This is a genomic window from Streptomyces sp. NBC_00045, from assembly GCF_045041095.1.
GTDB lineage: Bacteria > Actinomycetota > Actinomycetes > Streptomycetales > Streptomycetaceae > Streptomyces.
The window spans coordinates 726089-738225 of record NZ_CP108271.1; the positions used below are offsets into that span (position 1 = coordinate 726089).

The window sequence follows — 12137 nt, forward strand, 5'->3', positions numbered from 1 at the left end:
CGCACAACGGAGTGGGGCGGGGACATGGACCGGACGACGGGTACTGACGGCCACCACGGGGCAGACCCGGACACCGGCCCCGGACACGGCGGGGACCGGTGGCGCGCCAGCGCCTTCGTCCCCCGGCAGGAAGACCTCGAACTGCCCCTGCCGCCCGTGTTCACCGACTCCGAGCAGGAGCGCGAGCACCGCAAACAGCGGCTCGCCGGCGCCTGCCGCGTCTTCGGCCGCCTCGGCTTCTCCGAAGGGGTCGCGGGACACATCACCGTGCGGGACCCGGAATACCCGGACATGTTCTGGGTCAACCCGTTCGGCATGTCCTTCCGGCACGTCCGCGTCAGCGACCTGATCCTCGTGGACCACGAGGGACAGGTCCGCCACGGCAAGCGTCCCGTCAACCGGGCGGGATTCGTGATCCACTCCGCGATCCACGCCGCCCGCCCCGACGTGGTCGCCGCCTGCCACGCCCATGCCGTCCACGGCAAGGCCTTCTCCAGCCTCGGGCGCCCGCTGGACCCGATCACGCAGGACGCGTGCGCCGTGTACGAACAGCACACCGTGCACCGGGACGGCGCCGGCGCCGTGGTGGTCGAAGAGGAGGCCGGCCGGCAGCTCGCCGCGGGGCTCGGGCCGCACAAGGCCGTCATCCACCAGAACCACGGCATCTTCACCGTCGGCGAATCGGTCGACGAGGCGGCCTGGTGGTTCATCTCCATGGAACGCAGCGCCCAGGCGCAACTGCTGGCGGAGGCCGCGGGCACCCCGCACCTGATCGATCCCGAGTCCGCCCGGTACACCCGGGACCAGACCGGGTTCCCGCTCGCGGGCTGGTTCTCCTTCCAGCCCCTGTGGGAAGAGATCGTCCGCACGGAACCCGACCTCTTCGAGTAGGCCCCACCGCCCATGACGCTCCAGCACGAATCCGAGCCGGCCTCCGCGGAGCCCGGATCCCCCGCCTGGTGGCAGGCCCGGTACGCCGAGCGCGACCGGCGCAGGCCCCGCCAGGGCGGGCTGACGCTCGACCGGATCACCGCGGGCGCGCTCGAACTGGCCGACCGCGAGGGCCTGGACGCGCTCACGATGCGCCGGCTCGGCGACCACCTCCAGGTCCGCCACACCTCCCTCTACCGGCACGTCGCGAGCCGGGAGGAACTCCTGATCGAGACCGTCGACCACGTGCTGGGCGAGATCCGGCTGCCCTCGCTCGACGGGGACTGGCGGGCCGGCCTGGAGAACGGGGCCCGCGCGTTCCGCCGGGTCCTCGCGGCGCACCCGGCGGTCGTCCCGCTGCTGACCGCCGGGCAGCTACTGGGCCCCAACGCCCTGCGGGCCCGCGAGCACGCCCTCGGACAGCTCCTCGGCCACGGGTGGGAGCCGCGGTCGGCCGTCCACGTCTACCTCACGGTCACCCATTTCGTGATCGGCGCCGCCGTGCTCGACTCCGGGGGCGCCGCCCGTACCGCCGGACAGCGCGCCGCGATGGCCGAGCTGTTCACCTCCCTCTCCCCGCTCACCCACCCGGCCGTCCACCGCCATGCCGAACTCCTCAACTCCCTCGATTCTGAGGCCGAGTTCGAGTTCGGCCTGCGGACCCTGCTGTTCGGGCTGGAGCGCCGGCACGCCGAGGAGGCCCGCCCATGAGCGGCGAACGCGTCCTGCCTCCACTGCACCGCTGGACCGAAGGCGGCGCTGCGTCGGGGATCGGCGGGCACCGCGTCTTCGTACGCCAGGACGGGCCGCCGCACGGCCCGCCCGTCACCCTCGTCCACGGGTTCCCGACCTCCTCCCACGACTGGGCGGCCGTCGTCCCCGCGCTCGTCGCGGCCGGACTGCGCGTCACGACGCTGGACCTGCTCGGTTTCGGCGAGAGCGACAAGCCCCGCCGTCACCGCTACTCGGTGCTCGACCAGGCCTCGCTCGTCGAGGAGGTCTGGCGCCGTTACGGAATCGGCGCCACCGCCCTGGTCGCGCACGACTACGGGGTGAGCGTCGGCCAGGAGCTACTGGCCCGTGATCCGGCCCGGATTACCCGCACGGCCTGGCTCAACGGCGGCCTCTACCCCGATCTGCACCGCCCCGTGCCGGTCCAGCGCCTGCTGCACGGCCCTCTGGGCCCGCTGCTCGCGCCCTTCACCACGCAGCGGCGGTTCGCCGGGTCCCTGCGCGGCGTGCTGGGGCGGCCCCTGCCCGAGGAGGACCTCCACGACCTGTGGGCGGCCGCGTCCCGCGCCGACGGACACCGCCTCGCCCCGCGGCTGTTGCGCTACATCGACGAACGCCGCCTGCACGCCGGGCGCTGGGTCTCGGCCCTGGAGGACTACCCCGGGCCCGTGCTGTTCGTGTGGGGGCCCGCCGACCCGATCAGCGGGGCCCACGTACTGGTCCGGATCCGGGCGCGCATGCCGCGCGCCCGGGTCGTGGAACTGGCGGGGCCGCCCGCGGTCGGGCACTACCCGCAGTTGGAGGATCCCGAAGCGGTGGCTGCCGCGCTCACCGGGTTCCTGGCACCCTGAGGTTCAGTGGCTGCGGTTCAGGGCCGCCGGGGCTCCGGCGGACTGTGCGCCCTCCGATGCGAGCGTCAGCCGGTCCGGTGCCTCCAGGGTCAGCACGTAGAGGTTGCCCCGGGGGCAGTCGAAGGAGGCCGCGCGGTCGGTCGGATGGCTGGTCGCCGCCGCGAGGACCACGGTGTTCCCCTTGACCTGACGCAGCTCAAGGGCCTCGGTGCAGCCAAGGTCGCGCCCGCTGGAGACCTCCTTGACGTTGCTGATCTGGCGGCCCACGATCTCGCCCGCCTTCCCGGCGTCCAGGGTGACGGTGACCGCGAACTCACCGGTCCTCGCCAGGGTGATGCCGTCCGCGTCCGGTGTCCCGGGGCCGACGCCGGACCAGGTGCCGACCCACGACGCCGGCAACGTCCCCGCGGACGGGGGCGCGGACGACGATGCGGACGCCGGGGACGAGGCGGCGGGTGACCCCGCGTCGCGGTCGCCGCCGCCCCGGGGAAGCGTGAGCGCGAGCGTCAGCGCCACCGCGAGGACGGCCGCCCCGGCGGCCACGCCGATCACCGGGGACCGCCGGGCGGCCCACCCGCCCGGGCGCTCCTGCGGGGACGGCGGAGCGGACGGCGCAGTGGCGGGAACCGGGGGCGGCGCCGGCGCAGCGGGCACGGGCTCAGGCGCGACCGGGGGCTGCGGTGCGGTCAGGAGCCGGCGCAGTTCCGCTTCCCGGCGCGCGACCTCCGCGGCCAGGGCCGGTGGCACCGCGACACTCCACTCACCTTCGTCCGCGCTGCCGAGCCGTGCCCGGACCTCCTCGGCGGTCGGCCGCCGATCGGGGTCCTTGGCCAGGCACTCCCGGACCAGCGGCAGTAGAGATTCCGGCACGCCGTCGAGTAGGGGTTCGTCGTGCACGATCCGGTACAGGAGGGCGGGCAGTGACAGTTCCTCGGCGCCGGCCAGGAACGGCCCGCGGCCGGTTGCCGCGTACACGAGGACCGCGGCGAGGGAGAACACGTCGGCGGCCGCCGACGCCACGGCGCCCACCGCCTGCTCCGGGGCCAGGTAGCCGGGCGTGCCGATGACCGCCCCCGTCTGTGTCTGACGCGGGTCGCGCACGGCGCGGGCGATCCCGAAATCGATGAGGAACGGCCGTTCCGGACCGAGCAGCACGTTCGCGGGCTTGATGTCGCGGTGGACGACTCCCACGGCCCGTACGGCGACGAGCGCGGCCGACAGTTCCCTGGCCAGGCTGCGCAGGGCCGGTTCCGCCAGCGGGCCGTGACCGCGTACCCAGTCGCCCAGCGACGGCGCGGGGACGTACTCCGTCGCGAGCCACTGCGGCAGCGCCCCCGCTGGACTGAAGTCGACCACCGAGACCGTCCAGGGGCTGCGCACCCGGTCGTTGGTGCGTATCTCCCGGGTGAACCGTTCGGCGAAGTCCGGCTCCAGGCTCAGCTCCCGGTGCACGGTCTTCAGGGCGAGCGGTCGGCCGGAGGGCGTACGGGCGAGGAAGACCTCGCCCATTCCGCCCTCGCCGAGCCGCGCCAACAGGCGGTACCCGCCGATTTCCGGCCGGTCACCGGGCCGCAAAGACTCCACCGACTCCCCCGCCCCCCGTGGCAGTGAGGCGGCCCGCAGCGCGCGGACCGTCCGGTGGGCCAACTTATCGGACGTACTGCCCGGCCGGCGGGTCACCCGCGCGCGGTGTCCGGGCGGTTCGACGACCGGACACCGCGTGCGGGTTCAGGAGACGGTGACGAACTTCGCGATGCTCGGCACCCCTTGGGCGTCGAGGGCGAAGAGCATGTAGGTCCCGGGCAGGACCACACCGGTGTCGGCCGGTACCGAAACCGTGTACGTGCCGGTCCCGGTGGCCGTGGAGGCGAGGGGGACCCGGCGCTGGTCGTTGTCGGTGGAGTGGGTCGCGGCCGCGGCCCGCATCAGGACGAAGGACGCCACCGGGGCCTGGGTGCTCACCGTGAGCGAGCTGCCCGGAGCGGTCCTGGCGGGCACGCCCGCGGTGATGACGGGGCGCGGCTTCGGCGATCCGTCCGCGTTGAGCAGGTAGGGCGGCGTGAAGACGGCCCCGTCGGCGTGGTTGGTGGCACAGTCACCGCACAGGCCTCCACCGCCGGAGAAGATCCGCCCGTCCGGCAGCAGGTTGGCCACGCTGTGGTAGTTGCGCGGGATGGCCATGGTGGCCAGTGGGGTGAAGCTGCCGGTCGAGGGGTCCCACAGTTCGGGGGCCAGCACCGACGTCGCGTCGCTGAAGGGCACCGGGTAGGCCTGTCCGCCGAAGACGGCCACCTTGCCGTCGGGCAGGACGACGCTGTTGCTGAAGGCGCGGGCGTGCTCCATGTCTCCGGTACGGGCGGCCTGGACCTGGCTGCCCGAGATGCTCACGGTGTAGGCGCGTCGGGTGGCCGGGGTCTTCTCGTAGGCGGGCGCGCCGCCCAGGGTGAGCAGTTTGCCGATGTCGTACGAGACGGCGTTGCCCGTCATCGCGTCCTGGCTGTCGGCCCTGGTCCCGGCAGGGGTGATGCTGCCCCGGCCGCTGGTCGATATCCAGTTCATCTGCTTGCTCGGGCCCAGTTGGAGCACCTTGCCGCCCGAAGTGGCGTGCAGCCACATGTGGTTGTCGGCCCGGTACGGTCCGGCCGGGTCGGCGGTCAGGGCGGGGGTGGCCGGGACGCCCGGGAGGGCGCGCCAGGTGCGGGTGTCCGGCGACCAGGCCTCGCCGGCCTTGTCGCCCGCCGGTCCGCTCCAGGATCCGCCCAGGACGAAGGCCTCGCCGGTGGAGAGCAGGGTCATGGCCTGGTAGCCGCGGGCGATGTTCATGCTGCTGGTGGCGGACCAGGTGTCGGCGGCCGGGTCGTAGATGCTCGCCTTCTCGGCGTTGCTCCCCCCGGTGACCAGTACCCGGCCGTCGGCGAGCATCGCTATGCCCGGACAGAACATGTCGTGCCCGGTGTTGTCGATGCGGCGCTGGGTGACCTTGCCCGTCTTCAGGTCCAAGATCGCGGTCTGGGTGTAGCCGTTGCTACCGCCGAAGCGGTCGACCGCATACGCGGACCAGGCCAGCAGCTTGTCGCCGGGCAGGACGGCGGTCGCCACGGGCACCAGGGGGAATCCGGTGATCCGGTCCCAGGTTCCGTGGACGGCCGGGCTGGCCGGTCCGCTCAGGCGCACCTCTCCGGCCGAGGTCCAGGGCCCGCGGCCGCCGGCCTCCGTGGTCACGGTCAGCCGTACGTAGCGCGCCGTCTCGGTGCGGATGAAGGTGGCGGTCTTGACGGTGTCGTCGTCCCGCCAGGTGCCCGTGGCGACCGGCGCACCGAAGGCCGTGCCGTCGGTGCTGGTCGTGACCGTGTACGCGCCCGCCCGGCCGTTCGCATAGTCGAGGCGGGGGTGGTAGACGAGCGCGGAGACGGCGCTCGTGCGGTGCATGTCGATGGTGATGCTGTGCGGCAGGGGGGCGGGGGCACCTGCCCACCTGCTGTGCCAGATGGTGGCGGCGTTGCCGTCCAGGACGTTGGCCGCACGGCCGTCCTCGCCGCCGGTCTCCTCGTCGCTGGCCGTGGCCGTCCAGCCGGTCCGGGGCAGGTCGACGGTGGCTGCGGGGGTACCGGGGTCGCCCAGCAGGTTGATCTCGGCGGCTGAGGTCCAAGGGCCGCGGCCGCCGGCCTCGGTGAGCGCCGTCAGCCGTACGAACCGGGCCCCCTGCGGGGCGAACCCGAGCGTCTTGGCGCTGGCGTCGTCGGCGAGGGTGCCGGAGGCGACGGGACTCGCCCAGTTCTGCCCGTCCGCGCTGAGGCTGATGGCGTACTCGCCGACGCGCCCGTTGGCGCCGTCGGCGCGGGGGAGGTAGACGAGTGCCGAGACGACTGCCGTGCGGTGCATGTCGATGGTGATGCCGTGCGGCAGGGGGGCGGGGGTTCCGGCCCACTTGCTGTGCCAGATGGTGGTGGTGTTGCCGTCGAGGACGTTGGCCGCGCGGCCGTTCTCGCCGCTGGTCTCCTCGTCGGTCGCCGTCGCGGTCCAGCCGGTCCGGTCGAGGACCGGAGCCGTGGGTTCCATGGCGTTCGCGGGGGCGATGCCGTGGTGTGGTGACTGCTGTGCGGTCTGCTGGTCGAAGGGGACGGGGGCGGGGCGCGGCGTCGGCGCACGACCCGCCGCGGCCGGGCCCGCCACCCCGAACCACGGCATCACACCGATCAGCAGCGAGCCGAGGCCCAGGGCGATGAGCAGGTGGGAGCGGCGTAACGCGCGGGGAAAGGCGAGGGAGCGTCGCCTGTACTGCAATCTGACCTCCTGGGGCGAACCGGCGTATACCCCGTAGAACATAGGCCGGCACCGCCATAACTCACCTGCAACAAAGGAGAGTTGGCGTGAAGAGCACAGCCACCCCTGCACCGGATGACGCGTTCCCGACGTTTCCCTGACATTCGTCACTGTCCGCTCCCCCGGACTCGCTCGATGCTGGGCGGGGACGACGGAACGACGAGGCGGGGGGCGGATGTCCGTGACGGCGAGGGAGCGCATGACGGGGAGGGTGACGGCCGGGCCGACCACAGCAGGCATCGCACGGGTGTGGGCCGGATCCCTCGCAGCGGTGCTGCAGCGACGCCGGGCGCCGACGGGGCTGCGGCACTCGGCCGAGACGCGACAGGTGGTGCTGGTCCTCGCGGTGTCCGAGGCCGTCGCCGCCTTCCCGCTCTCGTCCGTGCTGCCGCCCGGGGTCCGCCCGGTGCACGCGGCGCTGGAGGTGCTGCTGGTCCTGGCCGGATTGGGCCTGGTGGCCGCTCTGGTCCGGCACCCGCACGAGGTGGACGTCGAACGGGTCCTCCTGCGGACCGGGTTCCTCGGGGAGTTGGCGCTGCCACGCGCGGCGGTCCGATCCTCGGCGGCGGTGGTCCGAACGGTCCCGGGCCGGGGGCCGCGGCCCGTGCCGGACGAGCCCGGGGCGGTGGCCTGTTCGGTCGGCGACTCGCTCAACGTGGCTCTGCGCCTGGACCCACCGGTCCGTCTCGACCTGGGCCCGGGCGGGGTGGTGGACGCGACGACCGTGTACGCCTCGACCGACTCCCCGCCCGCCCTCGCGGCAGCCCTGCACGCCGCCCCGCCCCCCTCCGCGGGCTTCCGCGAAATTATCTGAAGAAATCACCAATCCAAGCGCGTTGCCGCTCCGAAGAGGCAGCGAGACCCCCTCCCGGGGGCTCGCTTCACCCCCGACCGATCTGCGGTTCCCCAAGCCGGGAGACCGCGGAAGAGGAGCGAATGTGATGGTCAAGCGCACTGGTCGTCTCGTGGTGTCCGCCGCCGTGCCCGCCGCCGTGTTCCTGACTCTCGGCCTCTCCGGGCCGGCTCTCGCCGACGGCGGGAAGGCGTACCAGATCGACCTGGCGCAGCTCAATGACTCGGGTTCTCACGGTACGGCCATGCTGAGCCTCAAGGGCAACCAGCTGACCGTGCAGATAGAGTCCGAGGGCATGGTGCCCGGACAGCCCTCGGCCCAGCACCTGCACGGTTCCACCAACGGGCACGACTTCATGTGCCCGGACGCCACCGACGACACCAACCGTGACGGGATCCTCAGCAACACGGAGGCCACCGTCGACTACGGCAACATCAACATCTCGCTCACCACGTCCGGGGACACCAAGGCCACCAGCGGTCTCGCCGTCGAGCGCATGCCCGTCGCGAACAAGCAGGGCAAGGTCTCGTACAAGCGGACCATCACCGTCGCGCAGGACGTGGTCGACCACCTCAAGGACCTGCACATCGTGCAGCACGGCATCGACCGCAACAAGAACGGCAAGTACGACTTCGAGGGGGCCGGCAAGAGCGAGCTCGACCCGAAGCTGCCTCAGGAGGCCACGGCTCCGACCAACTGCGGGATGGTGATGGGCGCGTCCGTGGGTTCCCTTCCGGTCGGCGGCATCGAGACCGGCGGCGGCTCTCCGCAGAACGCCACGGCCACGGCGACGACGGCGGCCGGCGGGGCGATCACCGCGGCCGTGCTGACGGCCGGGGCGATGTCCGTCGTACGCAGGCGTGCCGCGTCGGCCGTCACCCGCAAGCAGGCCGTGCAGACCACCGGGGACGCCGCATGAGCCCCGTCGACGCCTGCGCACCGGCCCGCCCCGCCGCAGGGCCCCGCCGCCGGACCGCGAGCCCCCTGGCCGCCGCCCTCGCCTTCGCCACGCTGCTCCTGGCGGGGTGTTCGGGACAGAGCCCGGAGGCGTCGCCCCCCGCGAACGCGGGAGCCGCAGCCGCGCCTTCCGCGTCGGCGCCCGCCGGCGGCGGCAAGCAGGAGTCGCCCAAGCCCGGGGCGAAGGGCGGTTCGGGCGCGGCCCAGGCCCAGCCCGCCCTCGCCCGCTCGGAGCCTCAGAAGATCACCATTGCGTCCCTCGGCCTCTCCAGCTCCCTGGAGACGCTCCGGCAGAACGCCGACGGGAGCATGCAGACCCCGAAGGACCCCGCTCTGGCGGGCTGGTACGAGCCGGGCCCGACACCCGGATCCCAGGGGCCGGCGGTGATCGCCGGCCATGTCACCTGGAACGGGGCGGCGGCGGTGTTCGAGAAGCTGAAGACGATGAAGGCCGGTGACACCATCCAGGTGACCCGGCGCGACAACAAGACGGCCACGTTCACGGTGGACCGGGTGGCCGAGTACCCGAAGGCCGAGTTCCCCACGCTTGAGGTCTACAAGAACCTCGACTACGCGGGCCTGCGCCTGGTCACGTGCGGAGGCGACTTCGACCCGAAGAAGCACTACTACGACAGCAACGTGGTCGTGTTCGCCCGGATGACGAGTACCGCGTGAGAACGTCCTGTTCCTCCTAAGCTGGGGCGGTATTGACGAAGAAGCGTGGGAAGGCGGGTCCGACCGTGCAGCCGAGCGAGATCACCGAAGTCCTGAACCGTCCGACGAGTCGGGAACTCCTGGCGCGCGACATGACCCGCCTCGCCTACGTCGCCAAGGACGGCACGCCTCGGGTCATCCCGATCGGCTTCGTCTGGAACGGCTCGGAAATCGTCATGTGCACACCGAAGAACGCGCCGAAGCTGCCGTCCCTGCGCCACAACCCGACGGTTGCCCTGACGATCGACACCGAGGTCCATCCGCCGAAGATCCTGCTGCTGCGCGGCCGGGCCGAGCTGGACGTCGTCGAGGGCATCCCGGACGAGTTCTTCCAGTCGAGCGGCACGTACGCAATGACGCCCGAACAGCGGGTCGCATGGGAGGCCGAGGTCCGGGCGCTCTACGTCGGCATGGTCCGGATCGTCGTCACTCCGACGTGGGCCAAGCTGATCGACTTCGAAACGACCCTCCCGACCGCGGTCGAGGAACTGGTCCGGCAACGGGAGGAACGCGAACGCACCTGACGCAGTGTGCCGCGTGCCGCGTGCCGTGCCCGAATGGCTCGACGGGCCGGCCGCGCGCACCCTGGAGGGGTGAAGACCGAGGCGCCCACCGCGGCTCGCGGTGCCGTCGCCGGACTCCTGGAGAATCCGGTCGTCGGCATGGCCCCGTGGATCATCTTCTCGCTGCTGGTCGGACCGGGCAGGTTCGAGATCGCGGTCGTGCTCGCCCTGGCGACGACGGTCGTGCTGATCGCGGCCGGGCGGATCATCAACCGGGGCAGCTCGTGGAAGCTCCTGGAAATCGCCGACCTGGTCTTCTTCGCGGCCCTCGCCGTCGTCGGCCTCCTCGCCAGCGACAGCACCCGCAGCTGGCTGGAGACCTACGCCGGAGAGGTCTCCAACATCGCCCTCTTCGTGATCGCGTTCGGGTCCATGGCGATCCGCAAGCCCTTCACCCTCCAGTACGCGCGCGAGCAGGTCGATCCGGCGATCTGGCACACCCCCGCGTTCCTGCGGACGAACTACCTCATCACCGGGGTGTGGGGCCTGGCGTTCCTCGTCGCCGCCATCGCAGGTGCGTACGGCGACCTGGTGCTGCACGACCCGAACAACATCTGGACCGGATGGATCATTCAGATCCTGGCCATCGTCACGGCCCTGCGCTTCACCGCCTGGTACCCGGACGTCGCTCGCGCCCAGGCCCTGCGCAAGGCCGGGCTGCCCGGGCCGGAGCCCCCGCACCTCGCCGGCATGTTCCTGCCCCTGGCTGGGCTGCTGGTGCCGATCGGGATCGCCGTCCTGATCTTCGACAGCAACGTGTGGTGGCTGGGCGTGGCACTGATCGTGGGCGGCAGCCTGCTCACGACGGTCTTGAACGCACACGACTGATTCGCCCCGCCGGGGTCCGCCCCGCCGGGGTCCGCCCCGCCGGGGTCCGCCCCGCCGGGGTCCGCCCCGCCGGGGTCCGCCCCGCCGGGGTCCGCCCCGCCGGGGTCCGCCCCGCCGGAACTCGGCCCCGCCGGGAGGTCCGCAACGGGATCCGCCGGTCGGGCTCAGCCGCCGGGGGTGAAGGTCACCGGCAGGCTCTCGGGGCCGCGCAGGCCGCCCGCGCGGCGGCGGATCTCGTCCGCCGGTACGGCGAGGGAGAGCCCGGGGAGCCGGCGCAGAGCCGTACCGATGGCGATCTGCCCCTCCAGCCTGGCCAGCGGCGCACCCAGGCAGTAGTGGATGCCGTGCCCGAACGCGAGGTGCGCGTTGTCCTGCCGGGTGAGGTCCAGACGGTCGGGGTCCGGGAAGCGCGCCGGGTCGCGGTCGGCGATGGCCGAGCCGATCAAAACGGTCGCGCCACGCGGGATGCGCACGCCCGCGATCTCGGCGTCCTCGCGGGCGAACCGGGCGATGCCGGGGTTGACCGGGCCGTCGTAGCGGAGGAACTCCTCGATCGCGCCCGGCAGCAGTGCGGGGTCGGAACGCAGCAGGTCGAGCTGGCCGGGGTGGGCGAGCAGCGCGGCGATGCCGCCGCCGATGAGGTTGACCGTGGTGATGTAGCCGGCGACCAGCAGCAGGAACACCATGGCGACCAGTTCGTCCTCGGTCAGCCGCTGTTCCGCGTCCCGGGCGGTGACGAGGGCGCTGAGCAGGTCGTCTCCGGGCCGTGTCCGTTTGGCCCGGATGAGCTCGACCACGTAGGCGCGCATGTGCTGCCATGCCTCGTTCACCACGGCCGGGTCGGGCAGCTCCGCGCCGCGCCTGATCATGCGGTCGGTCCAGTGCTGGAAGTCGTGGTGGTCGTCCACCGGCACGCCGAGCAGTTCGCTGATCACGGTGACCGGGAGCGGCTGCGCGAAGTCCGCGACGAGGTCGGCCCGGCCCGCCGGGACGATCTCGTCGAGCAGCCGGTCGGCGATGGCCTGGATCCGGGGCCGCATCCCGGCGACCCGGTGGGCGGTGAACGCCCGGGAGACCAGTCGGCGCAGTCGGGTGTGGTCGGGCGGATCGCTGCGGAGCATGTTGCTCAGCATCGACTCGCGCTCCGTTTCGGGCAGCTGCAGCAGGAGCCGGGCGTCCGAAGCGTCGCGTACGTCGCTGCTGAGGCGGGAGTCGGACAGGGCCGCGAGTGCGTCCTCGTACCGGGTGACGATCCAGGCTTCGAGGCCGCCCGCGATGACGGCGCGGCGCACGGGGCCGTCCTCACGCAGCTGCCGGTACAGCGGGAAGGGGTCCGCGACGAAGGCCGGATCGGCGTAGGGCAGCAGGACGGGCCGCTCGTTCATG

General features: G+C 72.7%; 11 protein-coding genes. 8 read left to right on the forward strand and 3 right to left on the reverse strand.

Annotated features, from left to right (window positions below; all coding sequences use genetic code 11):
* Positions 1 to 24: 24 nt before the first annotated feature.
* The 3 genes from OHA65_RS03630 to OHA65_RS03640 are packed head-to-tail and all read left to right on the forward strand — an operon-like array spanning position 25 to position 2513.
* Positions 25 to 891, forward strand: coding sequence for a class II aldolase/adducin family protein (locus tag OHA65_RS03630; RefSeq protein WP_329312574.1), 867 nt, complete (start codon positions 25 to 27; stop codon positions 889 to 891).
* 12 nt (positions 892 to 903) lie between these two features.
* On the forward strand, positions 904 to 1641 hold the full coding sequence (locus OHA65_RS03635; RefSeq protein ID WP_328761519.1) for a TetR/AcrR family transcriptional regulator: 738 nt from the start codon (positions 904 to 906) through the stop codon (positions 1639 to 1641).
* Positions 1638 to 2513, forward strand: a complete 876-nt coding sequence (locus OHA65_RS03640) for an alpha/beta hydrolase (RefSeq protein ID WP_328761521.1) — start codon at positions 1638 to 1640, stop codon at positions 2511 to 2513. The genes OHA65_RS03635 and OHA65_RS03640 overlap by 4 nt, the downstream gene beginning before the upstream one ends.
* A gap of 3 nt (positions 2514 to 2516) precedes the next feature.
* Here the strand turns inward: OHA65_RS03640 and OHA65_RS03645 are convergent, their stop codons facing one another.
* Positions 2517 to 4097, reverse strand: coding sequence for a serine/threonine-protein kinase (locus tag OHA65_RS03645; RefSeq protein ID WP_405761152.1), 1581 nt, complete (start codon positions 4095 to 4097; stop codon positions 2517 to 2519).
* Between the two features lie 144 nt (positions 4098 to 4241).
* Positions 4242 to 6797 (reverse strand): discoidin domain-containing protein, encoded by a 2556-nt coding sequence (locus tag OHA65_RS03650; protein WP_327281614.1) that lies wholly within the window; start codon positions 6795 to 6797, stop codon positions 4242 to 4244.
* A gap of 238 nt (positions 6798 to 7035) precedes the next feature.
* Between OHA65_RS03650 and OHA65_RS03655 the strand changes: the two genes are divergently transcribed.
* From OHA65_RS03655 to OHA65_RS03675, 5 genes are all read left to right on the forward strand, one after another.
* Complete coding sequence (locus OHA65_RS03655) at positions 7036 to 7650, forward strand: hypothetical protein (protein ID WP_327281615.1); 615 nt, start codon at positions 7036 to 7038, stop codon at positions 7648 to 7650.
* 124 nt (positions 7651 to 7774) lie between these two features.
* Entirely contained in the window at positions 7775 to 8608 is an 834-nt protein-coding gene (locus OHA65_RS03660; protein WP_329312582.1) for a hypothetical protein, read from the forward strand.
* Positions 8605 to 9321 carry a class F sortase gene (locus tag OHA65_RS03665; protein ID WP_327281617.1) on the forward strand — a complete coding sequence of 239 codons (717 nt, stop codon included), beginning with the start codon at positions 8605 to 8607 and terminating at the stop codon, positions 9319 to 9321. Before OHA65_RS03660 ends, OHA65_RS03665 begins: the two co-directional genes overlap by 4 nt.
* A gap of 65 nt (positions 9322 to 9386) precedes the next feature.
* A complete protein-coding gene (locus tag OHA65_RS03670) occupies positions 9387 to 9884 on the forward strand; it encodes a pyridoxamine 5'-phosphate oxidase family protein (RefSeq protein WP_327285979.1) in 498 nt (165 codons plus the stop codon).
* A 69-nt stretch (positions 9885 to 9953) separates the two neighbouring features.
* Positions 9954 to 10751 carry a hypothetical protein gene (locus OHA65_RS03675; RefSeq protein ID WP_327281618.1) on the forward strand — a complete coding sequence of 266 codons (798 nt, stop codon included), beginning with the start codon at positions 9954 to 9956 and terminating at the stop codon, positions 10749 to 10751.
* Between the two features lie 164 nt (positions 10752 to 10915).
* On the opposite strand, the gene OHA65_RS03680 is transcribed toward OHA65_RS03675, so the two are convergent.
* Positions 10916 to 12136 (reverse strand): cytochrome P450, encoded by a 1221-nt coding sequence (locus tag OHA65_RS03680; protein WP_327281619.1) that lies wholly within the window; start codon positions 12134 to 12136, stop codon positions 10916 to 10918.
* Position 12137 lies beyond the last annotated feature (1 nt).